Here is a 25,786-nt window from a genome sequence, read left to right on the forward strand (position 1 = left end):
ATGTACGATGTACAGAAGGAAGGCACCCAACTGACAGTTCGACATCCGCTACCCGGGGCTCCCTCACTCAAGCAGATTTCACTTCCATCACCGCTGAAGCTCCAGCGAGATATCGTCAAGTTTCTGTTGGCAGAACGCCAAGACGAGAGGTGATCACTTAATCGCTCGGCTCTCGGCAAATTTGCTATACTACCGATAGAAGAGGAGGGCCTTATGAGCCGAATCATGCTGGATATCCCGGATGATGCCTTGCTGGCGCTGAAGTTGTCTCCGGAAGGAATGGGAGAGGCGTTGCGTATGGCTGGGGCGGTCAAGCTGTTCGAGTTGGGGCAATTGTCTTCAGGGGCTGCCGCCCAACTGGCCGGCGTCTCTCGGACGGTCTTTCTCACCAAGCTAGCAGAGTATGGGGTAGACACATTCCGCTTGAATGAGGAGCAGCTCCTGAAAGAACCGCGCCTTGCCTGACATTGTCTGCGACACATCCCTGATCCAATACCTGCATCAGATTGATCTGCTCCATCTCCTTCCTGCTCTTGCCGGACGTATCTTCATTCCTCCCGCCGTACTGCACGAACTTGAGGAAGGGCGATCAATTGGTATTGATCTGCCTGATGTGAAGGCCAGGGTTAGTGGTAAGTGTCAAAGAACAGATCGATCGGCTCCAGTTTCATCGCTTTCGTGTGTCACCAGTCACTCGGGCAGCAGTTCTGAAGTTGGCTGGTGAAGCGAGCTAACCGATCGTGCCTTGGACCATCGCCGAACGACACGTGTTCATACCCAGCGAACTCGCGTCACAGTCTCAATCCAAATAGTCTTTCAGAGTTCTCTTCATCACGCAGATGTTCCTACAGCACCTATTCTCCTGTTCCATAGTGAGACACCATCCCACTTACTGCCTTCCCTTTATACTGAATCCTTTTCGATTCAGATAGATTACAATTAGATACACCCTCTGTTGCTCCAGTCTTGTGAGGATCTCTAAGTTTTTGAAAAGTATACGATCACATAAGTAGTCACCACAGCACAAATCTTGCGTGATTTGTATCCAATGCAGACGGGGCGACAATCAGCCGGAGACAAAGGTCTGCCGGATGCCAGACAATCAACGACCCCATCGTCTGGTGCCACCCAAGAGAAATCCTTTCAGATCTCTGCTCCGTCGATCTCCCTCCCGAAAGGCGGCGGGGCGATTCGTGGGATGGGCGAGAAATTCGCCGCGAATCCGGTCACCGGCACGGGTTCCATGTCCGTGCCGATTGCCACGAGCCCAGGGCGTTCCGGCTTTGGCCCCCAGCTTTCGCTTTCCTATGATTCCGGGGCCGGCAACGGACCGTTTGGATTCGGCTGGAGCTTGTCACTTCCATCGATCACGCGAAAGACTGAGAAAGGCCTGCCGCAATACCAAGACTCTATTGAGTCAGACGTCTTCATTCTCTCCGGTTCAGAAGACCTCGTTCCAACACTCACGAAGACGGCGGATGGGACATGGGAGCCGGAAGTGGTCTCCGACCGAACTGTGGACGGTCAGGTCTATCATATTCGCCGCTATCGTCCCCGTGTTGAAGGACTCTTTGCCCGGATTGAACGTTGGACTAATAAGCACAAACCCGACGATACCTTTTGGCGATCGATCTCAAAAGACAACATCACGACATGGTACGGCAAGACTGCGGAGAGCCGCATTCAAGACCAGGCGGATCCGTCCCGCATCTTCAGTTGGCTCATGTGCCAGACGTACGACGACAAAGGCAATGTCGTGGTCTACGGATACAAGGCTGAAGATTCCACTGGTGTGGCTGTCACCCAAGTTCATGAACGAAATCGAAGCGACGCATCTCGCTCCGCACAACGATACCTCAAACGGATTCGGTACGGGAACCACGTACCGTACTTTCCAGAACTGCAACCAGCCGCTTCCTGGCCTGAGCCGCCTGGGATGAATGATACGGATGGAAGCTCCCACTGGCTGTTTGAAACGGTGTTCGACTATGACGACCACGCGACGGACGGTCCGCTGCCGACTGAAGCGATTTCGTGGGCTGTGCGGCAGGATCCGTTCTCCTCCTACCGAGCGGGATTCGAAGTTCGAACCTACCGTCTGTGCCAGCGGGTCTTGATGTTTCACCACTTCCCTGGTGAAGACAACGTGGAGGCCAATTGTCTGGTCCGTTCCACCGATTTCACCTATTCACACGAGCAAGAGCCGACTAGCGCTCGGAACCCCGTCTACACGTTCCTGCAAGAGGTCACACAGACTGGATACCGTCGTAACAACGGCGGCTACGACTCACGCAGTCTGCCGCCGATCGAATTCACCTATAGTAAGCCGGAAGTCCAAGATCTCGTCGAAGAGGTCGATCCCGAAAGTCTGGAGAATCTTCCCATTGGCCTCAACGGCGCGGCTTATCAGTGGACCGACCTGCACGGCGAGGGCATCCCCGGCATTCTCACCGAGCAAGCCGGGGCCTGGTTCTACAAACGCAATCTCAGCCCCATCAACATGAAACCCCGCAATGGCGAGATGCAGCCCGAGGCCCTGTTCGCACCGGTCGAGACGGTTGCGGTGAAACCCAATCTGGCCCTCGCCGGTGGGGCCCAGTTCATGGATCTTGCCGGGGACGGACTGCCGGATCTGGTGACATGGGACGGGCCGACGCCCGGCCTGTATGAGCACGATGAGGCAGAGGGATGGCAGCCATTCAGGCCGTTCACATCGCGACTGAACCGCGACCTGCGCGACCCAAATCTCAAATTCGTCGATCTCGATGGTGACGGCCATGCCGATGTGCTAATCACCGAAGATGACGCATTCATCTGGCATCCGTCCTTGGCAGAGCAGGGGTTTGATACGGCCCGCCGCGTCTCCCAAGCCATGGACGAAGAGCGGGGTCCGCGTCTGGTCTTCGCCGACGGCACGGAATCGATCCATCTTGCCGATCTGAGCGGTGATGGTCTCACGGATCTGGTCCGTATCAGAAACGGGGAGGTCTGCTATTGGCCCAATTTGGGCTATGGCACGTTCGGCGCCAAGGTTACAATGGACCACACGCCGCACTTCGATCATCCGGATCAGTTTGATCAGAAACGCATCCGCCTGGCCGACATCAATGGCAGCGGGACCACAGACATCATCTATCTCCATCGCGACGGGGTGCGACTCTACTTCAACCAATCGGGCAATAGTTGGAGCCAGCCGCACGTCCTCAAGGTCTTCCCGCGTATCGACGAGATGGTGAGTGTCGTGCCCACCGATCTGCTTGGCAACGGCACCGCCTGCCTCGTCTGGTCATCGCCCCTGCCCGGCGATGTGCGGCAGCCGATGCGCTACGTCAACTTGATGGGCGGCCAAAAGCCGCATCTCTTAGTACAGACCCGCAACAATCTCGGCGCGGAAACGACTATCGACTACGCACCATCGACGAAATTCTATCTCGCCGACAAACTCGCCGGAAAACCCTGGGTCACGCGACTGCCCTTTCCAGTGCATGTTGTGGAACAAGTGACGGTCCATGACAAGTGGCGGAACACGCGATTCTCTAGCACCTACAGCTATCACCATGGCTACTTCGATGGAGAAGAACGTGAGTTCAGAGGATTCGGGCGGGTGGAGCAGGTGGATGCGGAGGAGTACGGGACCTTCGCGGCCGGAAACACCCAAAGTCCCTTCATCACGGACGACCACACCCTCTACCAGCCGCCGGTGAAAACGATCAGCTGGTTTCATACCGGCGCCTGCCTCAATCGCGACCGTGTGCTCTCTCAGTACACAGACGAGTACTTCCCGAACTGGTTCGAGAAGCAGAACCCTGCAATGACGAACGTCCTCGGCTCGTTTCGTGAAAACGCGTTGCCCGAACCGGATCTGGCAGCGGAGGACCTCACCGCAGATGAGTGGCGCGAGGCCTTGCGTGCCTGCAAGGGCATGGTGCTACGCCAGGAAACCTATGAGCTCGATGTGGACGCCCTCGCGCACGGCGAGCATGTGCGAGTCAGGCTGTTTCATTCCGCCTATCGCAACTGTCATGTCCGTTGCCTGCAGAAGCGGGGAACAAACCCGCATGCAGTATTTCTGACCACTGAAAGCGAGGCGATCACCTATCATTACGACCTGGACTTGCGGCCAGAGAGGCTGACACCGGATCCGCGCATCGCCCATACTCTCAATCTCAGCATCGACGAGTATGGCAACGTACGCCAAGCCGTGGCAGTGGCCTATCCCCGCATCGGTCGACATATCGACGCCGCATTGCCGGACGGGGCTGAGGAGCGCATCGCCGCGGTGCAGAGGGAACGGCACCTGGCTTACACCGAGACTCGGTACACCAATGACGTCAATGACTCCGGCGATCCCGATCTCTACCGCCTGCGCGTGCCTTGCGAAGTATTGTCCTACGAGGTGACCGGAATTAGTCCGGACGACGATGAAGACCGTACCACGCCAGACGAGCACGACAACCGCTACTTTACCCTCGACGAACTGAGGCGCTTGCAGTTGAGCACGGTCTATCCATCGGGGGACAGAGCAGTGGGTGAGATTGCCTATCACGATCGACCGGATGGCAGTCTGCAGAAGCGCATCGTCGAGCATGTGCGAGTGCTCTTCTTTCAAGACCATCCTGCCATGCCCGGCTTCCTCACGGAACCGTTGCCGTTTCGTCGGCTCGGCGCCATCGGCTTGCCCTACGAAACCTACAAGCTCGCGCTGACTGATTCCCTCCTCACGGCGATCCTGAGCGACAAGGTGACACTTGAAGTGCGAACCGCCCTGGAGGATGCCAACCGAAGCGGATACCTTTCCGGCACGGCAGTACTCGATCGATTCCCGGGCGAGGACACCGCCGGGCAGCATTGGGTCCGTTCCGGCATCGCCGGGTTCCAGCCGGACGCCGCAACACATTTTTTTCTACCTGAGCGCTACACTGATCCGTTCGGCCATACGACGACGCTGACCTATGACGATCGAGACCTGTTCATCCAATCCAGCCGCGATCCCCTTGGTAATACGGTCGCGGTGACTAACTTCGACTACCGGGTGCTCGCGCCGAAGCAGATACGCGACATCAACGACAACCTCTCCGAAGTGGCTTTTGATACCCTTGGATTGCCGGCCGCAGTGGCGCTCATGGGCAAAGGCGATGAAGGCGATACCCTAGCAGGTCTCACCGACGACATCATCGATCCACCAGCCGCCGAGCGCGCGGCACTCTTCGTGCGCCCTTACGAAGAAGCGCGGTCGCGCGGATTGTTGGCCACTGCCACCGCACGCCACCTCTATTATTTCGGCGAAGAAGTCGATGCGGACGGCACTATCACGGCTTGGGATAGGCACCCGCCCTGTGCTGCGGGGATTCTGCGCGAGACCCATGTGGCGGAAGAGCGCCGCACCGGCGTGACCACCCAGCTTCAAGTCGCCTTTGAATATTCCGACGGCAGCGGCAACGTGCTGGTCAAGAAGGCCCACGCCGAACCGGAGGCCGAGGGTGGACCGTTGCGGTGGATTGTCACGGGCAAGACGATCCTCAACAATAAGGGCAAGCCGGTCAAACAGTACGAGCCCTATTTCACTGACTTGCACGTGTTCGAGGAATCGCGTGAGATAGGCGTGACACCGGTGATGTACTACGACGCGGTAGGCCGATTGGTGCGCACCGAACTGCCGGACGGCACGTTCAGCCGGGTGGAGTTTTCGCCCTGGCAGGTGACCAGCTTCGACCCCAGCGATACGGCCTATCATGACGATCCAAACCGGCAGAGCGACTGGTACCGGCGCCGCACCGATCCGTCGCACCCGCGGTTCGCGGCATACGACGCACCGGAAAATCGTCGGGCCGCCCGCCTGGCGGAAAAACATGCGAACACGCCGTCCACGGTCTTTCTCGACAGCCTCGGCCGCGAGGTGGTCAGTATCGCCCATAACCGGGTTCCGGAAGACACCGGTGAATATGCCAATGTGCCACTGTTGGACCGCCCCTGGCGCGACGAAAAATACCTGACCTTCACCAAGCTGGATACCGAAGGCAAGCCGCTATGGATCCGCGATGCCCGCGGCAATCTGGTAATGCAGTACCTCGCGCCGGTCAAGCCGACGATGTGGTCAGCGCAGCCGAACGAAGCGATTCCGCCTAACAGCGCCCCCTGCTACGACATCGCCGGCAACCTGCTGTTTCAGCACAGCATGGACGGCGGCGATCGCTGGATGCTGATGGACGCCGCTGGCCAGCCTTTCTATGCCTGGGACGTCAACGGCGTCGACGGATCGGAACCAGAGCACCGCATTTATCACACGACCTATGATGACTTGCGCCGCCCCCTGCGGCAGCGACTCACTCTCGATGGCGGCGCCACCTGGCAAACGGTCGAGCGTTTCATCTATGGGGAGAATGTAACCGATGCCAGCGGGCGAAATTTTCGTGGCCAAGTTTACCGGCATTACGACCCCAGCGGACTGATAACCAATGAGCGTTTCGACTTCAAGGGCAATTTGTTGGCGGTCACGCGGCGACTGGCCAGCGCCTACGATGACCGGATCATCCATTGGCCGGACAATCCGCCGGATAGCGCGTTTGAAGCGGAAACCTTTACCCAACGCACCGAATACGACGCGCTCAATCGCATGACGCGGCTGGAGAACTGGCACCGTGCAGGTCAAACGCCCGCCGTTTATCGGCCACGCTATAACGCACGGGGGCTGCTGTCCGGTGAATCCCTTGCCGTAAACGAAACAACCGCCGAAGCCGTCGACAATATTGAATACGATGCCAAAGGCCAGCGCACCCGTATCCAGTACGGGAACGGCACCACAACGCGTTACCACTATGATGCGGAAACTCTCCGCTTACAGCAGCTTCGCACCACCCATCGAAGTTATGCTCCAGCTTTCCCGGAACACCGTTCGGGGTTAAGGGATGAGAACGTACTGCAACAGCTCTCCTACCGTTACGATCCCTCTGGAAACATCACTGAGATTTATGATGAGGCCTACGAACCGGTTTTTTTTCGCAATCAGCGTGTCGAACCGCGTAGCCGTTATTGCTACGATTCACTTTATCGCCTGATCGAAGCCACCGGACGCGAGCAATACGGCGCCACCGGCGCGCCGCCTCAGCGCTTGCCCGACGCGCCGCGAGTAAACTTTCCGATTAGCCTATCGAATGACCCCAACGCCTTACGCAACTATACCCAGCGTTATCACTACGACAGCGTTGGCAACCTCTTGCGGATGGCGCATAGCGCGAATGGCGGCAGTTGGACCCGGCACAGCGAACCGGCCGAAAACAGCAACCGGCTGGAACGCACCTGGCTGGGCGGCGATGAAGTGAATGCGGTCCATTTCCAATACGACCTCCACGGCAGCATGCTCAATCTGGCCAATGTGCCGGATCAGTATCGCTTGGACTGGGACACTCGCGACATGATCCACCATGTCAACCTCGGTGGGGGCGGACAGGCCTGGTATCACTACGACGCCGACAAGCAACGCACCCGCAAGCGGGTACAGCATAACGGCAGCACCCTGGAAGAGCGTTTTTACCTGGGCGGGATGGAATGGTACCGGCGTTGGCTTAACGGAAATTTGGTCGAGGAGATCGAAACCCATCATTTGTTTGTCGATGATCAGCGGGTGTTGATGGTCGAGGATGTGTTGCGTACCGACGATGCGGCTTTGGGTGAGCGGGCTTTGTATCGTTATCAGTATGGGAACCATTTGGGGTCGGTGGGGCTGGAACTGGATGGCGGCGGCGCGGTGATTTCTTATGAGGAATACCATCCCTATGGGACGACGGCATATCAGGCGAAGAATGCGGCGGTATCCGCTACAGCGAAGCGGTATCGGTATACGGGGATGGAAAGGGATGAGGAAACGGGGTTGAGTTATCACACGGCACGGTATTATTTGCCGTGGTTGGGGAGGTGGGGGAGTGTGGATCCAATAGGGATTGCTGATGGAACGAACGCATTTCTTTACGCACACTGTATGCCCACTAAACTATTAGACATGGCAGGCACACAGGCCCAATCGGCTGAACCTAGAATGCCCTTACCTCCTGGCGGGGTAGAAAGGATGCCTGGTGAGGATTACGGACCGCCTATTCCGCCTCCGCCCCCTCGATTGGAAGGTACAGATTATGACTATGCTCTTCTGAGTAATGCGACTTATCGGGAGGAAAATCCATTACCTGAAGGCTGGTTACGTCTTTCAGAAGAAACAATTCGTGACATGGGTATAGATCCAAGGCTGTTCCAATCAGATGAAGGTTTCCATGCAGAATTGTTCTTTAATTACGAAAGAAACGAATATGTATTAGGTTTTCGTGGTACCGACGCTACAAGTTTAGCTGAATGGTTACAAGATTTCTCACAAGCAACCGGGGGTGGTGGGTCAGAGTATATTAAAGCCATCGATCTTGCCCAACGCGTTCATCAAGCATTAGAAAGACAAGGAACTGAAGAGTCGCATCCGCATCTCGTTTTTACTGGTCATTCTTTAGGTAGAGGGCTTGCAGCAGCTGCAACAATTTTGACAGGGGACGAAGCGGTCACTTTTAACGCTGCTGGTGTACACCCGGAAACTTTGCGATCTTTCTTGATTGCACGAAACCCTGAATTTACACCGGACATTTTAGAACAAAGTATTCACTATTTAATGTCAGCATATCGGCTTAAACAAAGAATTACGGCCTATTATGTCGAAGGCGAAATTGTTAGCACTGCACAGGATAGCGCAATCGTCGATGAATACGCGTTGCAGCAACAAATACCCGGTGGAATTCATGCGGCGCAGGGGAGAAGAATAAGATTAGAGCCATCCACAATTGGCTTCGGATTAGACAGAACTATTCCCGATTTACCATTGCAGACAGGCCTAAGCTTTCGTGCTTATCTTCACACGATGCCTGCAGTATTAAGTGCATTGCGATCTCATATTCAAAGTCCTTAGCCGTTGAGGACCGTAGGGTGGATTCGCCGCTAGGCAATCCACCACAAAAGGCTTGATGATGCCTAATGTTGCCCGGCTGTTGGGGGAGGAGCTTAGAGTGGTTACGGAGCACAGCGACAAACCACCATCAAACGGCAAGTTGATGGTGAATTACCCGGTTATTGGGTATGGCTTTGTTATGGCGGATTGTCGCTGCGCTCCGAATCCGCCCTACGCAACCATGACCCTTTTGGGAGGATAAATGCCGGTTTATCGGCGGAATTGGATACCGGGGAAGAAGAAAAGGGACAGGCTACTTAAGATTGTGAAATGGGGGCAGGCTACTTAAATTCGCCAGGCGAGGCTACCAACACAGGTATATCAAAAGCCGGTATGTGATTGAACCCAAGGAGGAGCACGATGCCTACGACTTCTTCACCACGCAATACCTTTCCTGTCAGTGACCGGGTCTTCAAAGCCGTCTATGACTCGCCGCGTTCCTTGCCCGGCAAACACAAATGGCTGACGATAGATGCGGACGTGCGCAAGATCGAGGAGGTGCTGGGGATGCCGGCCCACACGATTGGGGCGCCGCTCTGGGTGAGTGGCGACCGTAAACGCTGCCCGAAATGCCGGCGTGAGACCAACTGGCTCGATATTGTGTCGTCGGCGCTGGGCCAGGTGCATAAGCGGGAGATGATCGCCCAGGTGATTCTTGGCGAGCAGAAATTCGTCAACACGGAAGCGCCGCGCGCGATCGCAGGGCTCACGTGCGTCCAGTGCAAGACGGCGATCGACAATATCCGCAGCTTCAAGTGCCACAACTGGGCCTATGCCATCGGCGCCCTGCGCAAGGTGATTCTGCAGATGTACCGCACCTCGCCGACACGATCCCGGAGGGCAACGTAGCGAATGGGGCGGCGTCATGTATCAGTAGGCGAATCGACGATGGACGGAATAAACATCCGAACAGATGTCACGGACCTCGTGTCGTCCGAATCATGCCTAGGGTGGAAGTGCCTCGAGGATACCCAACATGTGCGAAACAGTGACAACTTGTATGCCGCGTGGGTGTAAAAATCGGCGGACGAGCGGGTCGTGTTTGATGTCATCGTCCCGCGTCACGAGATATCGCACGTTCCCAACCATCGCGGTTTCGAGAATGCGGTCGTCATCGGGATCGCGGCAGATTGCGACTGTTCCGGTGAGAGGAACGAGGGTGGCGCGGGCGGCAATGAGCTCGCAGTTGGCAAAGAGAGCGCGGAATGCACTCAGGTCCCATGGACTCACGGAAGGTGGCTGGGCACAGGGGCATACGGGGGACGTACGTCCCGGTGTGTGAACAGGCGAACAGGATCGCACCGGTCTAGGGTGAATCAGTTCTGACACGACCTCTGACGGTGAAGCGGTGACACGAGTACTGGCATGGAAAAACTCCGACGCAAGATCGGTCCCGTTCGGCCAGAACGGGGGTGTGCAGGTCAGGATCAAGGAGGAGTTGCCTGCAGAGGTGGAAATCTCATCACGGTGAAATGGAATCGATGATGTAAGGAGGCACCATGCCCGGTCACAATGGTCACCTACGTTCAGGCGCAGCGACCCACCATCTCATCCATGCCAAAGTCTCGCTCTTGCTGCTCGGCTTTGACCCGTTTCCGCCGCAGGCGGGGCAGTCAGCCGTCGATAAGCTCGACGCTGCGACCGCGAAAGCTCTCGGCGCGTTCCAAGCACAGCGTGGACTGCCGGTCACGCGCATCCTGGACGACGCCACCGCCGCCAATCTCGACGCTGCGGTCGAAGAGGCCAACGCGAATGCCGCGTATGGATTCGTCTCGACACCTGGTGGCGCACCAGCCACCGGTGTGCTGGTCGAACTCTTCGACTGGGACCTGCGCCGTCCGACGCTGCTCGGCAAAGCCGAGACCCGGGCCGATGGGTTCTACCTGGTTCGGTACACCGACCAGCAGGTCACTGCCGGTGAGATCGCTTCGGCGGACCTGTATCTGCGCGCCGCCTTCAACGACGAGAACGACCGGCCCGTCGTCACCGAGTCCGCCAAGCACTTCAACGCCGGACGCATCCACCGCATCGACCTGACGCTGCCGCACGCGGTGCCCGCAAAGGAGTCGGAGGTCGAGCGCTACATCGCCACGCTGTTGCCGTTGCTCGACCACGCCGCGATCGGCCTAGCCGAGCTGACCGACGACGAGGTGCCCGACGTCGCCGCCGAGACGGGCATCGCCACCGAGCATGTCGCCTTCCTGCGCCGCGCAACTGTGCTGGGCAAAGAGCACAATCTGGCGCCCGAAGTATTCTACGGCCTCTTCCGCCAAGGCCTGCCGACCAACCTGCCGCGCCTGCTGGCTGAGAAACCCACACGTTGGCGTGAAGCGTTGAAGGCATCGCTGGCTGGGCGAATCATTTCGTCAAACCAAGAGGCGACCCTCGACTCCGTGATCGAGCGGTTGTCTGAGCTCGCCATCGAGCAGTCGTTCAAAGTGCCCGATGATGCCAACTCATCGGTACCCGTCGGCGCCGTTCTCGCCACATCCACACTCACGCCCGCGGCGCAGCGGAAGATTGCGCGGTTCGTGCTGCTGCACGAAGGGGACAGCGACCCGTGGCAAGCGCTGGCCGAGTCCGGCGATGTCGACGCGCCCACGCTGGCAGCGGCGCGCTTCGCGGTGGACACCGATGTCGTGCTCGGCGGGCACTTGGGCACGCTGAAGGCGCTGCAAGCCAATGCCAATCGGCTGAGCCTGAACACCGCGCGTGACCTGGCCCGGCTCACGCCGGCGGATTGGAAGAACGTGGCCTCTCGCGCCGGTTCCCTTCCGGGTGGCGAGAACAGCGTCGATACCTACGCTGCGGCACTGGCGGACAGGGTGGAACGCGCGTTTCCGACGGCCGTGATCGCACAGCGGATCGGGAGCGACCGTGTGCTCGGACATCCGGAAGCAGTAAAGTTCCTCGAAGCGCACCCGGACTTCGATTTACTCTCGACGATAGTCGACGACTATCTGGACGGCGGCCAGGCACTTGCCGAGGTAGCCGACAAGGATGGTTTGCGCGTGCGTCTGAAGACCTGGCAACGCACGGCGCTGATCGCGCCGGACGCGCAACGCGCGAAGCACACGGAAGCGCTGATGCGCCACGGCTTCACCTCGGCCTACGCCGTGCAACGCGCCGGTATCGATCATTCAGCCGCGCCGTCCGCGACCGCCGGGTCTGCGTAATGCCGAGTTCGGCGCCGTGGGCGACCGGCTTCGTTGCGCGACTGGATCGCCGATCGCGTGGCTGCCCTCCCAGGGTGGACCGGCGACACGCATGATCTGCCAGACTGGGCGCGCTTGTTCGGCTCGCTGAACGTGCCGCTGCGAACAATGCAGTTCTATGTATGGCCCGGCCGCCTACCTGGTGGATCTCCTGGAGTTTTTAAAGGACACACCCAGGGAAACGATTCGTGCGATCAGTGCGCTCGATGTGCTGTTTGCCCGCCGGCCCGACATTCAGCACCTCAAGCTGAACTGCGCCAACGCCAATGTCGCACTGCCCTGATCTGGTCACGTCCGGGGCGGCCGTGGCCGGCGCGCGTGGGCGAGGCCTGACTCGGTGACGGGGGCAAGTCCGACAACAACTGGCCGCAGAGTTGCGCGCATTGCGTCACGGTTGCGTCTGCCTATGTGGCCCTGGCCCGTCGCATGGCCTTGGATCTTGTTCACGAGAACGGGTGCGCGGACTCGCGAGCACCTGCGCTTTGAGTTGTCGCCTGTACGTCTGTTCGGCAGACGTCCGACATCGACGTGCGACTGGGCCCCGGTCGTGGGACTGGGCCCGCGCGCACCGGCTGCGGCATTCGTGCGCGCCCGCGTGTGGGGCACCGTTGCCGATCTGCGTGTGACGACGACGTTCATGCGTCAGGCCGATGTGAACGCCGATGAACTGCAGACGCTTGTGCGAACTTGGTTCCTCTCCGCCGATGGCGTGGGCCATGTCGAACTGACCATTCCCGCCGGCGCTGATCCTTGCGACTTCGACCAGTGGCGGCTGAGCGAACTCACCGACCAGGTGCTCGACCAGATCCATCGCTTTCTGCGCTTGCAGCGGCGCCTGGGTTGGACCCTCAATGTGCTCGACGGCCTGCTCCGCGCGTTGGGGCGCAACACAATCGAATTCGAAACGTTGACCCTGCTGGCGCGCGCGCATCACGTCGCTCGGGAATTCGGCCGACCGATCGCCGAGCTTACGAATGCGCGGCGGTACACCCCTGCATCGCTGGATCGGGCATACCGAGCGGAAGCGGCCTCTTTGTGCGCTTCCACGGCCATACCATGTGGGTTGTCGCGTCAGCAGATCCTTCTGGAACGTTGGCTCGGTTCCGTGCCGGCCGCGCGAACTCGCCTTCGTACGCTGGGTCGGACCAGATCCCTACGGTGTTCGCCCGACCCTGAAAAGAACTAAACGCCTTCCTCGACGGGCTGTTTGCGCTGGTGCAGGCGGAGCGTGCCGCCGGCAACTTGTTGCGGCGCGTCGCCCATGGCGGCGGTCGCCGACGCTCGCGCTTCCGAGGGGGCTCGGGCTGGACGTTGTCGCGGTTGGCGCATCGACGGCCCGCGACTGGCGGGGATGCGGGTGCCGTGATGCGGCGGCCCTGCCGGTCCGGGCCGGGCGGGGCTTCTGCTGCGTCACCTGAACCTGCCGGCCAACGCCTACTCCGTGGCTGCAGCCGTTCGAGCAGACAACGGGTTCATCGACCCGGTGTTGTCCCGGAACCATGGCGAGGCGCTTGCGGCGCGGTTCAGCGCCTGGTTGCTGTTCGCTCGCGCGGCCGTCGCCTTCCGGCAGCTTCCCCAGGCTGACTCCCATCTCTTCGACTGGCTGGCCGCTGCGGGCCGAGAACGACTGCGCGACGAAGAGTTCTTTACGGACCTCGACGCCGCGACGGGCTGGAGTCTCGACCCCACCACCGGTGCGCGCTATGAAGGGCTGGAACGCACGGTCGCCGCACGGTTTACCGAGTCGATCAGCGGCAGCACGACCGCTGCCGATACGCGGCGCTCGTTTCGCGTGGCCGCTCTGTACCCACGCATCTCGACAGCGGTCGGTTGGATGCAGCGATGGCGGCCACACCCGTGCAATGATCGTGGTCGGCCGGCGACAGCGGATCTTTCGGGTCTTCAGGCCGGCGCGTACCAGGCAATCCGCGACGCGGCTTGGTGTGCTCCTGTGCGGGAACGCAGCGGAGCGTGCTGTTGTGCGCCTTGCTGGCTGGAGGCGCGACCGTCAGGTGGCGCGCACCTCGGACTGCGCCGCGGTATGCGCATCTCATCGATCCTAAATGCGGTTGCTGCCGCGGCTCGGGCCCGGCGGCGGTTCAGCTGTTTGCGCAGCGCATCCTACAAAACCTGGAAGTCGATGACGTGCCCGTCCCCCACCAGCTGGTTGGCGCCACTGGTCCGGCCGGTGAGGAGGTTATCCTCGGGAGCGGCTACCGCAAGGTGTTCTTCTTCCGGAGACTGGCTTGTTGCGGGCGCAAAGGGGGTCCGTTGTTCGTGGCGTTCGAGACGCTGTTGCAGGACGAACTAACCGCGCGGTGGAGCGCGCCTTGACAATTTTCGCGGCTTGCTCAGGTGGCGCGGCCGATCTGCGCGCCTTCTCTTGGGAAGATGCCTGCGCAGGGCGACCTGCGCAAGCGTGTGCCTGTTGGCGCAGCTTCGGCGAGCCGCATCGTACTTTGGCGGCGCAACGCGGCTCTGGACGGGTGGGAAGGCGAGCTGAATATTGAGGCCTCTTGTGGGTGGTACCGGCGGGTTGTATTGTTCTGGGCGTTGTTGCGCGAGAGCGAGCGGGGGCGAGTTCTTCGGGGCGGATGGCGATCAGTCGGTATCGAGATGGAGGGTGGACTTCGCCGCAGAGCAGCACGGCCCGACAGTTGTTCTCGTCGGAAGACCGTGAGCGCCTGACCTTTCGAGTCGAGAGCACCGACAGCGGACTCCGAGTCGTTGTCCTCTTGAGCCATTACCTGGTGTGTCTGGCGACTACGTTGCATCCGTCGTAGCATTTCACATCGACCTCTGCAACGACCGGATTCAGTTAGAGGCCCCGATTCCTGTTCGTTTGCTACCCTTCCCAAGGAATACCGGTACATATGAGATGGGATTTCGTGAAGCGATCGGGTCTGAGGATGGGTTTTATCTTCTTTCACCGGCGACTGGCGGCGACTTAATCAGGATCGATCCCGCGGCCGAAACAACTCTTCAAAGGCTTATGCACGAAGGAGGTTTGGGCGGCGCGTTAGTGGGAAGTCTAATTCTTGGCACAATCGGAATTGCTGAGGCGAGACGGGTACTGGAAGACGCATCCTCTCAGCTGCTATTGCGCCGGACGCCCGGACGATTTCGTGCTCTCCCTTCCTCGATGTTTGGTCGACTCGATGGACAGACGCCGTTCGTCTTCCAGGACGCCGATCGCAGCCTGTTAGTCAGTCCGCAAGTCCAAATCTATTACTCCATTTTCACTTGTTCGTGCGTCAGATTCGAACGATCTTATCTGTTGGTTCTCGGCGGTTTCCGGAGGTTGGTGGTTTGCTTCGTGTGATGGTGTCAGCCGCGCTGGGGCGGTTCGCCATGCTGGCCGCCAGCACAGGGGAGGACCTGCGGCCCCCTCACCGATATTCGACTATGATCAGTTCGAGGTTTACTGGAACGCAGGTCGAAGACATCGACTTTGCTTGCGGTGGCCCTACGGTCTGGAAAACTTTGGCCCTTCTTCCCACCTTCTACTCGTCGCCATACGATTTTTCACGGCCAGAAGTTTGCTGAGAGCGCACCGCTGGTTTCACTACATCTTCGATCCGACCGACACATCCAGTCACCCCAGCCCGCAGCGCCATTGGCGCGTCAAGCCGTTCTTCGAGCTGGCACGGCAACGCCCCGAAACCCTCGGGCAACTGCTCGAGCGCGTGGCCTCGCGCGACACCAACGCGTTGCAGCAGGTGGAGACCTGGCGCAGCGATCCGTTTAACCCGCATGCCATCGCGCGTTTGCGACCCGTCGCCTACATGAAGGCAACGGTCATGGCGTATCTCGACAACCTGATCGCTTGGGCCGACGAACTGTTTCGCGAGGATCGGCGCGAGTCCATCAATGAAGCCGTTCAGCTGTATCTGCTGGCGTCCGAACTCCTGGGCCCACGCCCAGTCATGGCGCCGTCGGTCGAGCGACCGGACTATAGCTATGCCGACTTCGGGTTGCGGACGGTTCGGCGACATCTGGCTGGAACCGAATCGCGCCTGCCGTAAGCGGCACCTCGCGGCGAGCGAGAGGCAAGCCGGTACGTCTGTCGTGTCCTGCCCCACCGACTTGGGCTGGGACACGTTGGCCGACCGGCTGTTCAAGATCCGTCATTGTCAGGACATCGAAGGGCGGCTGCGGCAATTGCCGTTGTTCGACCCGCCGATTGACCCGGGCTTGCTGGTTCGCGCGCGCGCAGCGGGTATCGACTTGCGATCAGCACTGCGCACGACGTCAGAACGTCCGCACTACCGCTATGTGGTCATGCAGCAGAAAGCGTTGGAATTCTGCGGCGAAGTACGCGCACTGGGGGCGGCTCTGCTGGCTGCTTTCGAGAAGCGCGACGCTGCGGGCGTGGACGCTGCGCCCCCCCGAGCAAGCGGTCGTGCGCGACATGAGGCTTATCGTCAGGTCGAGGAGGCGAACGAGAGTCTGGAAGCGTTGCGCAAGTCTCGTCAAACGGTCGAGAAGCGGCTCGAGTTCTACGCGAGCAGGGAGTTCATGAATGCCGGCGAGGTCACGACGATTGCCCATCAGAAGACAGCTCACGACTATGAATTCGCCTCACAAACACTTGCGTTGTACGCGAGCATTCTTCACCTGATTCTCAGCCATGCCGACCCAGGGGCGTCGGGTTTGGCGGAAACAACTCGAGATGCGTGCGGCTGCTGGATCAGTCCTGCGGTTGATCGGCGGTGAGTACAGCTACAAGGCGAGCCTGGCCTCGACCATGAGCAGCTATGAACGGCGCCAGGAGGACTGGACCCTTCAGGCGCTCGCGAACGGGAGCTGGCCAGATCGCCAGATCGTGCTGCCGGATTCGTGCTGGCTCGTCGGGGCGGGCGCGAGCCACCGCAAGCGATCGATCGCGCCGCCGGGCCAGACCGGTATCTGCGCGGCAAATTCACGAACCAGCAGCTGTATGTCTGGATGTCTGGCCAGCTTTCTGCACTGCACTACCAGGCCTACCAGTTGGCGCTGGATATGGCTCGCAAGGCGGGCGGCGCGGTACGAACTCGGCACGGCCGACGCACCGCCGATCGTGAACCTGAGGCATTCAGACGGCACCTATCGATGTCGGCGCCGGCGAAGCTGCCTGCGTCGGCTCGCGCACTCCTGGGCGCACACGCGCGGCTGGGAGTCCAGTCATTTCTCGCTGCGTATGACGGTCTGGCTGTGGGACTTGCGGGCAACGGCATGCCGTCGCTGCCGCGTGGGTGCTTGCTGATTCGCCTTCGAGCGGCGTCAGTCGGTGGCGTGTCGTCAGCGTCGTCGGGCCTTTGTCGGCGTGCCGGCCTGCTGGACTCCGCGCGCGCTGCGGGGAGGACGCCGATCATCGCCAGCCGTACTTCGCTCGTAATCGTACACCGCACTCCATCAGTCGCGTGCGAGCGCGCGAGGATGGATCTGCCGTTTTGGACAGCATGCCGACGTCTGGTGAACCACCGAACGTCACGCTTAGAGTGGAAGACACAAACGGGTTCCTGATTGCCGAGTACGAGCTTGCCGAATGAGGAAGCTGACCGAATAGGCATGCTGGGCATCCTCCACTAGGATTCCGATGATCGCGAGCACCCATGGCGTTTCGTAATGGCAGCAATCAAATCGTCCTTTCCCCCGTCGGCCAGCCTATGCGCGGCAATGCTGTAAGCGATCGGATGACCAGGACGAACCGCTGTGCTAGCCAGGCCGCATAAAATTGCCTCTGATGCATCACCGCTTCCTGCACGCCGCCTCCCATAAGCCTTGATTGAGCGTTCCCGGCTCACATGCCACCCAATGGCCTTCACTGGCCGGAACGCCGCCGCCGATGACCTCACCAGTCCCCATATGATGGTCGTAGTCCGTAGCTGCTAGGGTTCGAACTTTCTTTTCCGCGCAATCAAACTGTTTGGTCATTTTGGTGGAGTAAAAGCGAGTAGGAGTTCGTCCGCCCTGCATGGCTTTCCAGTCGATCACAGCTGAGAGCACGACCAGATTGCCTTCTCTACGGATAGTACTAGGATCGATGTGTGCGGTTTGTAACGGGTGCGACTGAAATCGAGCGTCAATGGCCACCCATTCAGCCCATGCGACCCCATACAACATGCCCAGCGATGCCACCAATAGGCACAGACCTGTCTTGTTTCCTGGCATGGTGAGACCTCCTTGTAGAGATCATCTTATCAACCGTCTTTGAATTTAGGAACGGGTCCTCCTTGATGACTCCGGAGGACCCAAGAAGTACACGGTATTGGGGCGAGTCAGCACTTATTGATTCGTGGTCTCGGCTGCACTTTGGCGCGGAGTTGGTCGAGTCGGTCCGTGACGAAGCTGAATCGTGTCTTCGGCGGATAGGGGAACCGATAGGCGATCGGTTCCTCTTGCGGCGGTAAATGATGCATATCGCGGTAGACATTGACCGGCGCGGAATCCGCCGCCAAGTGGAACATGGAGCGATACCCCAGGCCACAGCCGGTGATATTGAGCAGTTCGCCGAATCCATTCTGTGAGGCCCGTTGGATCGCCCGTTGGCCAATGGACTTGAACGAGTAAAATTGCCCCTTGGCCCACTTGTGCCCCCAATACAATTGCTCCACCGTCATCTTGGCCGGCTTGTACACCACATGTTCGCCGGTATAGGCGGTCCAGTTCTCGGTCAGAATCCGTCCCGCTGCTTTCAGTTCCGCGAACTGTTTGGTCCCCGGATACGGTGTCATAATCCGCCAGAGCGCCCCAGCCAAGCCCATCTTCGTGGCCCACTCCGCGGTCCGCTCGAAATCATACACATCTTCATGGTCCAGGCCGCAGATAAAGCCCGCATGGATATCAATCCCCTGGTCATGGATACGGGTGATCATCTCTTCATAGAGTTTCGCCTGATTCTGTTTCTCGACGGACTTGAGCGACTCTTGATTGATCGATTCGATGCCCATAAACATGGCCGAGCAGCCCGCTTCTCTCAGCGTCGTGAGCAATTCGGGATGATGGGCCACATACGTCGCACTCATCTGGCTCATCCACTTCTTCCCAAGCGGCTTTAGGGCGTGGCACAGATCCCGGGTATAAGCCGGGTCGGAGAGCAAATCGTCGTCCCAGAACATCACCATCGGCCCGTTCATTTTTTCGACAAGTTTGACCACCTCGGCCGGGGGTTTTTTGCGGAATCCGTATTGCCCGCCTCCTAAGGCCAGATGGATCGAACAAAACGTACAGCGGTAATTACACCCTCGGGTCGCGGTAAGGGCGTCGCGGAACATGTAGCCTTGCGGTAACAGGTCCCACCGCGGGGGCTTCTCATCCCACTGCGGTACCATGTAGGGCATGCGGTACTGGGGCTGCATCTGGCCCTTTTTGAAGTCTTCAATCAGCCGCGGGACGGTCAGCTCCCCTTCACCGATGACGATGGCATCAGCATGGTGGATGGCTTCGTCCGGAAGGGTGGAGGGATGGATCCCACCGAGGACCACTTTGGCTCCTCGCTCGCGGAAGCGCCGCGCCACCTCATAGGCGCGCATGGCCACGACGGTGGTGACGGTGATGAAAACCAGATCGTAGTCCCGTTCGAAGTTCAGCGGACCGACTATTTCGTCTTGGATCTCGATATCCCACTCGTCCTCAGGAATGAGGGCGGCCAGGGTCGGCAGATTCAGGTTCGGCGTCCGGAACAGCTTCCACACCGAGTCCCATTTCTGATCTTCGGGATGGGGAATGATGAGCCCGAGCTTGTAGTGTCCCATGGCGGATCCTCTTGAATGTCTGTAGGTAGATACCTCTCTTTCTAAAAAGGTTTATCGACGTCGAGACCAATGCCGTGAGAAAACGACAGTGGGATGTAGAGGACAATGCCCTCTCGCCCCTGGACAAAGAGGTACGGTCCAATAAACGGTTCAAAGTTCGTCGGAGAGGCAGGACTGTACGGATTGTCTGAAAACCACACTTCACCTTCAAGACTGGGTGGGGCGACAGGAGATTCCGCGATGGAACAATCGGTTGCCGGAGCTGAATCGGGTTCGACAATGTGTGGGCAGTCGGATGACGCGGCGTGTGTGGTGAATGGAAGAAGCCCGAGGATGCCGGCGAGGAAAAATCTCATCGTGCACCATCTATGCGCCGAAGAAGACTAGCCCGTTCGCGAGAAGAGATCAAGAGTCTTGAAAACGACGAGGGGAAGGAGGTTGGCTTGCCGGACACTTCGCTTCAGCTGCGAATGGGATGAGTGCGGTAGATGAGACTGGCAATTTGAACGATGCGCGTTTAGCCCACCTCATGCAGCTTGATCAGATTGGTCCCGCCTGGTTGTCCCACGCGAGTGCCTGACAGAATCACAATTTTCCCCCCGGTCTTGATCAGCCCCTCGGATTTTACGCGCCGTTCCGCCTCCTCCACGCGCGCATCGGTCTGTTCGATCTGCGGCGTGGTGTAGGGAGATACGCCCCAATAGAGCGCCATCTGTTGCCTGACCGGCTCAAACGGAGTGAGTGCGACAATAGGGGCGGATGGACGTTGTTTGGAAATCAATCGCGCGGTGGACCCACGTTCGCTGAATGTCACGATGGCGCTCGCAGCGATCGATTTTGCTGCGGAGGCTGCCGCGGTACAGATCGCTTCCGGGAAAGACAGGTTGTCCATATCGGTGTGGCGTTTGAGGATGACACCGGGTTCGACGTCTTCCTCGGCTGCCCGGATGATACGATCCATCACCCGGACCGTTTCAACTGGATAGGAGCCGACGGCGGTTTCAGCCGACAGCATCACGGCGTCCGTGCCGTCGAAGACAGCATTGGCAACATCCGATGCTTCCGCTCTGGTCGGGCGCGTCGCCTGTGTCATGGACTCCAGCATTTGGGTGGCCGTGATGACCAGACGCCGACGACGATTCGCTTCAACGATGATTCGCTTCTGCAACACCGGCACGGCTTCCGGCCCCATCTCCACACCCAAATCACCGCGAGCGATCATGACGCCATCCGCACAGTTCAGGATCTCTCGTAAAGACTGGACGGCCTCTGCTCGTTCGATCTTGGCGATGATCGGCAGGTTGCTCCCATGCTCCGCCAACAGAGTCCGAACCGCATCAACATCCTGTGCCCCTCTTACGAAGGAAAGCGCCACATAATCGACACCGTGCTCGACACCGAATTGAATGTCGATTCGATCTTTGTCGGTCAACGTTGGGGCGCTGACGGCGGTGCCGGGCAAATTGATGCCTTTGTGCGAAGTAATCTTCCCGCCGATGATGACGGTGCAGTCGATCCGATCGTCCATGACGCGATCGACAATGAGCTCAATCAGTCCATCATTGATGAGTACGCGTGCTCCTGGGCGAAGATCGCGGGTGAGTGCAGGATAGGTGACTGGGATCTCAAGCCCAGAAGGGGGAGGGGAGACTTGCCCTTCAGATTCCTCCGACATCCGCAGCCGCACCACTTGGCCGGCGTTTACTTGCACCCCATCCTTCGGCAACAGGCCCACTCGAATGCGAGGACCTTGCAGGTCTTGAATAATCGCCACCGCTGACCCATGCCGGTCAGCCGCCTCTCGGATGGCGGTGATCGCCTCAGCATGCGATGCATGTGTACCGTGAGAAAAATTCAGCCGAGCGGCATTCATACCGCTCTCAATCAATCGACTGAGGATGGCCGGCGCACTACTCGCAGGACCGATCGTGCAGACAATCTTGGCTTTTCGCATGCTCGTGTGCAATCACCACCACAAGGCTATTTAGAAACGAGAATAGCATAGATCGATTCTTTTGATAGCATATGTGAGACCGAGTTCTATTTCATGTCCACGAGACCTCTCAGATTCCTGCATTTTGCTTTCCTTTTCTCTCTCGACCGGTAGAATGACTTCATCATAATCTCTATTGATAGCGATCTTGATGATCGACGCCTCTCTTCTCTAACGAAAAGGCGCACACAATGGCGATCCTCATTTCCGTGGCATCCGGCAAAGGTGGGGTGGGCAAAAGCGTGGTCTCAGCCAACCTGGCGCTGGCACTGGCCAAGACCGGACGACAGGTCTTGCTGGCCGACCTCGACGTGGGCGGAGCCGATGCTCATATTATGTTTGGGGAACTCAATCCGTCAGTGACCCTGACGGATTTTCTGAATAAACGGGTCAGCCGGTTAGAGGACATAGCCGTCCCCATCACATTTCATCCGAACCTTCGTCTCATTGCCGGAACCGGCGAGACCTTGGCGACCGCCAATATGGCCTATGCCCGTAAGAAGCGGTTGATGAAACATTTTCAGGAACTCGAGGCCGATGTGGTGGTGCTCGATATCGGAGCAGGGACCAGCTACCACGCCCTCGACTTTTTTCTGATGGCCGACATTCATCTGGCTGTAGCCACTCCAGAACCGACTGCGATACTGGACCTCTACCGATTCATTAAGTTAGCCGCGATTCGCCGTGTCTTGAGCTGTTTTCTCTCGCGGAGCCCTATGTCGGAGGTGCTCTCCAACAAAGATTTCGCGAGCGTAGAAGAAGTCATGGACGTCGCCGGCGCAACCGACGCAGAGGGACGTGCCACGGCGGCAGCTGCGTTGCAATCGTTTCGACCTGGCTTGATCATCAATCGGGCATCCGGCAGTTCGCAGGTCAACGTCCTGTACCTCCGCAAGATCCTCCACCAATACGTCGGCGGCGATCTGACCCTGCTGGGCGAAATCCCCGACGACCCAGCTGTGAGCCAAGCTGTCCGAAAATTCATGCCCGTCATCGAAGCCGCTCCCGAGTCGTCGGCTGCAAAAAGTCTGATGACCGTCTCCGGGGCTGTTGCGCAACTGGTTGAGGCACACGACAGAATACGTGTGGAACATGCGGAGCAATCGCAAGAGAAGCAGACAGGAACACTCTCGCCTGAGCCAGAAGTGACGCTCCCTCTTCTTACTCCTACTCGTGCGAGAACCGATGCGCCGCCCTCACCGCATGCATCGATAACCAAGAGTGGAACGGATATCGTTCAAAACATCAGCAGGGCTGTTGGCTAAATCGAGCTGTCTCGTAGAATCTGGCATGAGGTTGAGGACAGCATAGCGGATCAAAACCCAAGTTCTTTTTCCAGGTCGGCTTTTTTCTTATCGAACTGCTTTTGCTCGGCCTCACTTTTCTGGCTGAACATGCCTTTCATACTTTCGCCGGCTTTTTCCATGGCCCGCTGCGACGCCTCGCTCTGCTTTTTAATCTGAGCCGCCATATCCTTGGCCTTCGGCGAGCCGGAGAATTCGTAGTACATCATCGCCTGCCCCTGCGTGAACGTCGGATCGGGGCGCTTCATGATGGTGTCGCCTCGTAATTCCGCGCGATCCTTCGCCGGCTTGTCTCCTCCTGGTACATACTTCATCCACAGAGCGGCGCTCCTGAGCTTCTCGAGCGACTGTGCCGAGGCTTTCCCCAGTTCACCGATATTGCCGGTTAAACCCTGCGCGTCTTTTTCCTCTGCCTTCATCAATCGGTCAGCATTGGCTGACGCCACCTTTCGTAACGCTTGCTGGAACGCGGGTGGGGAAGCATAGGAGGCTCTCGAGCCGGTATTGGGATCGACCGGACCGGACCGGTTGTTATCGATGTTCCAGGCCGCCTCAAAAAGTCGGAGATCGTCAGGCTTCGCCTGAACCGCCTTCAGGAGCACCCGATTGGCTTCGTGCTGGTCGCCGATGGTTTCAAAATAGCGAAACGCCGAGGTGTGCCCATCGGCCCGCACCGGTTCACCGGAATACAGCAGCCCTTTGACCTCGGCAGCTTTAGCCAAATCCCGCCCGAGCTTCGGCATGTTGGTCTTGGCCCTCGTGACCGCGTGCTTATCATACCGATCCATACACTCGTCAAAGCCGATTTGCATATAGGCGACAAAGAGGGCGCCCGGCTGACCCGATTGTTCAGCTTTTTGCAGCGCAGCTGATCGAGCCAACGCCGCTTTCTTTTCCTCATCACCCAAACAGGGATCATCCGCATGGACCACCGGAGCGGTGAGGACGACTCCGATCAGGGCATATCCGGCTAATTGTATCAGGCGCATGGGTGATGACCTCCGCTTACTTGCCGAATAGGCCTTTCATCATCTTATTCATGTCGACGGGAAGATCGCGGTCGCCGCTCTTTCCACTGTCTTGGGTTTCGCCGGCCTGTTTTCTGCCCGCACGACGCTGCTCCGCATTTTTCCGAAGTTCCTCAAGATTGGGCACACCAGCCCCTCCCATCATCGCACCCATGTCGTTCTTAGTGTAGCCGTCCGGAATCTCGAACAGGGCGGGGTTCTGTTTTTCAATCTTCAAATTGGTCAGCTCACTGGTCATGCGCATCTTCTTGTCGCCTTCTTTGGACAGCATGTCCATCTTGACAGTGATGCCTTCTTTGGTGGTCCAGAAGAAGCCCCCGAATTTACCCGATCCGTCCTTCTTCACGGCCACGACCTTGGACTTGGTGGTTTTCATGCCGTTGATCGTCTCCTGACCGACCTCCGCCTGCTCGACCAGATCGAATGTGTCCATGCCGGACTGGCTCGATGCATCCATCGGCATTTCCATATACATATTGCCCATCAGCTGCCACACGACCTTCTTATCCTTCCGAATGATGGACGTCATGCCGTCCGCTCCACCCATCTCCATCCGATCCTTGTTGGCCGTATGATAGATGCGGGACTTCATCGTCATGCCGCCTTCTGTTTCCATGGTGCTGTCGGCCGAGTAATCGACCTGTACTTCCGGTAGGGATGTCGCACTCACCGTGAGCGGGGCGAGCATGACGCAACTCCACATCGTGGCATGACGCAAGAATTTCATGAACAGATCCTCCTGGAAAGGGATGTTGTGGGGGAAAGAGGATAGCGAGATTTGGTAGGGAGAGTCAATAAGCAGAACTCTGGAGGATAGTGCTCATGGAATCTCCAGACCGATCGGAAAAGTCGCGGCATACCCGTCGTGCGTGGCCGTCGGGTCCAACATTAACGCATCGCCGCCCTGCCGAAAAATGAAGTCTTGCCGATTTCTCATTCTCCGTGAGCCGTTCGACGAGTAGGGGAGACTCCCCTGGACACGATCGGTCAGTTCATCGGGACAATATACTTGCGATGTAAACTCAACAGCCCGGCGAGCCCTCGGTGTCGTGCGAATCTTAAAGTGGATATGCACGGTTCGCATGGGATACCAGCCCGGATAGATCGTCATGAACCGGGCGTCGCCCTGGGCATCCGTCATCTGATGGCCTCGCAAGAACTTCTGGCCGACCGTGTTGAATCCAGGATCTTCGACATCTGAATACACTCCTCTCGCATCGCAGTGCCAGACATCCACCTGGGCATCGGGCAGGGGATGGCACTCGCCGGCGCGGAAGCGAGACACGTGAAAGGTGAGGGCAAAGGGTGTCCCAGGCACGCTCCGCCCACTGATCGGGTCTGTGCGAATATCAGATCGGTGCAATCGTTCATCGACGAAGTAGGGGCCCTCGGTTTGCTCAGGACGGACGACGCAGAGAGGTCGAGACATCGCGTCAAGTGTCGGTATTGCTCCCGGTTTTCCTCCGATGAGGTAGGCGATACTCGTGGTTCCCAACAGAACCAGTGTGTCACGGCGCGAAAGAACGCTCATGA

General features: G+C 58.6%; 20 protein-coding genes. 12 read left to right on the forward strand and 8 right to left on the reverse strand.

The genetic code is table 11. The features are described 5' to 3' along the window. The 4 genes from IPM58_04610 (at position 1) to IPM58_04625 (ending at position 9,826) form a co-directional block, all read left to right on the forward strand. On the forward strand, positions 1–153 hold the full coding sequence (locus tag IPM58_04610; protein MBK9306373.1) for a hypothetical protein: 153 nt from the start codon (positions 1–3) through the stop codon (positions 151–153). Positions 154–213: 60 nt separating this feature from the next. Beyond that, positions 214–465 carry a UPF0175 family protein gene (locus tag IPM58_04615; GenBank protein ID MBK9306374.1) on the forward strand — a complete coding sequence of 84 codons (252 nt, stop codon included), beginning with the start codon at positions 214–216 and terminating at the stop codon, positions 463–465. 733 nt (positions 466–1,198) lie between these two features. Further along, complete coding sequence (locus IPM58_04620; protein MBK9306375.1) at positions 1,199–8,938, forward strand: VCBS repeat-containing protein; 7,740 nt, start codon at positions 1,199–1,201, stop codon at positions 8,936–8,938. 399 nt (positions 8,939–9,337) lie between these two features. Continuing rightward, positions 9,338–9,826, forward strand: coding sequence for a hypothetical protein (locus tag IPM58_04625; GenBank protein ID MBK9306376.1), 489 nt, complete (start codon positions 9,338–9,340; stop codon positions 9,824–9,826). A gap of 96 nt (positions 9,827–9,922) precedes the next feature. Here the strand turns inward: IPM58_04625 and IPM58_04630 are convergent, their stop codons facing one another. Continuing rightward, a complete protein-coding gene (locus IPM58_04630; protein MBK9306377.1) occupies positions 9,923–10,207 on the reverse strand; it encodes a hypothetical protein in 285 nt (94 codons plus the stop codon). Between the two features lie 269 nt (positions 10,208–10,476). Between IPM58_04630 and IPM58_04635 the strand changes: the two genes are divergently transcribed. The 7 genes from IPM58_04635 to IPM58_04665 all read left to right on the forward strand — a co-directional run bounded on the left by IPM58_04635 (position 10,477) and on the right by IPM58_04665 (position 17,697). Next, positions 10,477–12,153, forward strand: a complete 1,677-nt coding sequence (locus IPM58_04635; GenBank protein ID MBK9306378.1) for a peptidoglycan-binding protein — start codon at positions 10,477–10,479, stop codon at positions 12,151–12,153. A 157-nt stretch (positions 12,154–12,310) separates the two neighbouring features. Next, positions 12,311–12,475, forward strand: a complete 165-nt coding sequence (locus IPM58_04640) for a hypothetical protein (protein MBK9306379.1) — start codon at positions 12,311–12,313, stop codon at positions 12,473–12,475. A gap of 300 nt (positions 12,476–12,775) precedes the next feature. Beyond that, positions 12,776–13,378 (forward strand): hypothetical protein, encoded by a 603-nt coding sequence (locus IPM58_04645; protein MBK9306380.1) that lies wholly within the window; start codon positions 12,776–12,778, stop codon positions 13,376–13,378. 1,205 nt (positions 13,379–14,583) lie between these two features. After that, positions 14,584–14,880 carry a hypothetical protein gene (locus IPM58_04650; protein MBK9306381.1) on the forward strand — a complete coding sequence of 99 codons (297 nt, stop codon included), beginning with the start codon at positions 14,584–14,586 and terminating at the stop codon, positions 14,878–14,880. Positions 14,881–15,731: 851 nt separating this feature from the next. Then, positions 15,732–16,217: a hypothetical protein gene (locus IPM58_04655; GenBank protein ID MBK9306382.1), complete on the forward strand. Its 486-nt coding sequence runs from the start codon at positions 15,732–15,734 to the stop codon at positions 16,215–16,217. After that, positions 16,153–16,908 carry a hypothetical protein gene (locus IPM58_04660; GenBank protein MBK9306383.1) on the forward strand — a complete coding sequence of 252 codons (756 nt, stop codon included), beginning with the start codon at positions 16,153–16,155 and terminating at the stop codon, positions 16,906–16,908. Before IPM58_04655 ends, IPM58_04660 begins: the two co-directional genes overlap by 65 nt. A 123-nt stretch (positions 16,909–17,031) precedes the next feature. Continuing rightward, positions 17,032–17,697: a hypothetical protein gene (locus IPM58_04665; GenBank protein ID MBK9306384.1), complete on the forward strand. Its 666-nt coding sequence runs from the start codon at positions 17,032–17,034 to the stop codon at positions 17,695–17,697. A 225-nt stretch (positions 17,698–17,922) separates the two neighbouring features. Here IPM58_04665 and IPM58_04670 read toward each other — a convergent pair whose 3' ends face one another. The 4 genes from IPM58_04670 to pyk all read right to left on the reverse strand — a co-directional run bounded on the left by IPM58_04670 (position 17,923) and on the right by pyk (position 21,882). Continuing rightward, positions 17,923–18,345, reverse strand: coding sequence for a hypothetical protein (locus IPM58_04670; GenBank protein ID MBK9306385.1), 423 nt, complete (start codon positions 18,343–18,345; stop codon positions 17,923–17,925). A gap of 107 nt (positions 18,346–18,452) precedes the next feature. Beyond that, complete coding sequence (locus IPM58_04675; GenBank protein MBK9306386.1) at positions 18,453–19,928, reverse strand: B12-binding domain-containing radical SAM protein; 1,476 nt, start codon at positions 19,926–19,928, stop codon at positions 18,453–18,455. 41 nt (positions 19,929–19,969) lie between these two features. Then, the gene (locus IPM58_04680) at positions 19,970–20,284 is read right to left on the reverse strand and encodes a hypothetical protein (GenBank protein ID MBK9306387.1); all 315 of its coding nucleotides are present in this window, start codon (positions 20,282–20,284) and stop codon (positions 19,970–19,972) included. 161 nt (positions 20,285–20,445) lie between these two features. Further along, positions 20,446–21,882 carry a pyruvate kinase gene (gene pyk, locus IPM58_04685; GenBank protein MBK9306388.1) on the reverse strand — a complete coding sequence of 479 codons (1,437 nt, stop codon included), beginning with the start codon at positions 21,880–21,882 and terminating at the stop codon, positions 20,446–20,448. A gap of 230 nt (positions 21,883–22,112) precedes the next feature. Here pyk and IPM58_04690 point away from each other — a divergent pair, with 230 nt between their 5' ends. After that, a complete protein-coding gene (locus IPM58_04690; GenBank protein MBK9306389.1) occupies positions 22,113–23,186 on the forward strand; it encodes a P-loop NTPase in 1,074 nt (357 codons plus the stop codon). A 50-nt stretch (positions 23,187–23,236) separates the two neighbouring features. On the opposite strand, the gene IPM58_04695 is transcribed toward IPM58_04690, so the two are convergent. From IPM58_04695 to IPM58_04705, 3 genes are all read right to left on the reverse strand, one after another. Then, complete coding sequence (locus tag IPM58_04695) at positions 23,237–24,214, reverse strand: hypothetical protein (GenBank protein ID MBK9306390.1); 978 nt, start codon at positions 24,212–24,214, stop codon at positions 23,237–23,239. Positions 24,215–24,230: 16 nt separating this feature from the next. Further along, positions 24,231–24,980, reverse strand: coding sequence for a hypothetical protein (locus IPM58_04700; protein MBK9306391.1), 750 nt, complete (start codon positions 24,978–24,980; stop codon positions 24,231–24,233). A 93-nt stretch (positions 24,981–25,073) separates the two neighbouring features. Beyond that, positions 25,074–25,784, reverse strand: a complete 711-nt coding sequence (locus IPM58_04705) for an intradiol ring-cleavage dioxygenase (protein ID MBK9306392.1) — start codon at positions 25,782–25,784, stop codon at positions 25,074–25,076. Between the last annotated feature and the right edge of the window lie 2 nt (positions 25,785–25,786).

Origin of the sequence: Nitrospira sp. (genome assembly GCA_016715825.1) — a bacterium.
Lineage (GTDB): Bacteria > Nitrospirota > Nitrospiria > Nitrospirales > Nitrospiraceae > Nitrospira_D.

Coding starts and splice junctions, on each gene's coding strand:
- IPM58_04610 (MBK9306373.1), top strand. CDS start 1: ATGTACGATGTACAGAAGGAAGGCACCCAACTGACAGTTCGACATCCG.
- IPM58_04615 (MBK9306374.1), top strand. CDS start 214: ATGAGCCGAATCATGCTGGATATCCCGGATGATGCCTTGCTGGCGCTG.
- IPM58_04620 (MBK9306375.1), top strand. CDS start 1,199: ATGGGCGAGAAATTCGCCGCGAATCCGGTCACCGGCACGGGTTCCATG.
- IPM58_04625 (MBK9306376.1), top strand. CDS start 9,338: ATGCCTACGACTTCTTCACCACGCAATACCTTTCCTGTCAGTGACCGG.
- IPM58_04635 (MBK9306378.1), top strand. CDS start 10,477: ATGCCCGGTCACAATGGTCACCTACGTTCAGGCGCAGCGACCCACCAT.
- IPM58_04640 (MBK9306379.1), top strand. CDS start 12,311: ATGTATGGCCCGGCCGCCTACCTGGTGGATCTCCTGGAGTTTTTAAAG.
- IPM58_04650 (MBK9306381.1), top strand. CDS start 14,584: ATGCCTGCGCAGGGCGACCTGCGCAAGCGTGTGCCTGTTGGCGCAGCT.
- IPM58_04660 (MBK9306383.1), top strand. CDS start 16,153: ATGCCGACTTCGGGTTGCGGACGGTTCGGCGACATCTGGCTGGAACCG.
- IPM58_04670 (MBK9306385.1), bottom strand. CDS start 18,345: ATGCCAGGAAACAAGACAGGTCTGTGCCTATTGGTGGCATCGCTGGGC.
- IPM58_04675 (MBK9306386.1), bottom strand. CDS start 19,928: ATGGGACACTACAAGCTCGGGCTCATCATTCCCCATCCCGAAGATCAG.
- IPM58_04680 (MBK9306387.1), bottom strand. CDS start 20,284: ATGAGATTTTTCCTCGCCGGCATCCTCGGGCTTCTTCCATTCACCACA.
- pyk (MBK9306388.1), bottom strand. CDS start 21,882: ATGCGAAAAGCCAAGATTGTCTGCACGATCGGTCCTGCGAGTAGTGCG.
- IPM58_04690 (MBK9306389.1), top strand. CDS start 22,113: ATGGCGATCCTCATTTCCGTGGCATCCGGCAAAGGTGGGGTGGGCAAA.
- IPM58_04695 (MBK9306390.1), bottom strand. CDS start 24,214: ATGCGCCTGATACAATTAGCCGGATATGCCCTGATCGGAGTCGTCCTC.
- IPM58_04700 (MBK9306391.1), bottom strand. CDS start 24,980: ATGAAATTCTTGCGTCATGCCACGATGTGGAGTTGCGTCATGCTCGCC.
- IPM58_04705 (MBK9306392.1), bottom strand. CDS start 25,784: ATGAGCGTTCTTTCGCGCCGTGACACACTGGTTCTGTTGGGAACCACG.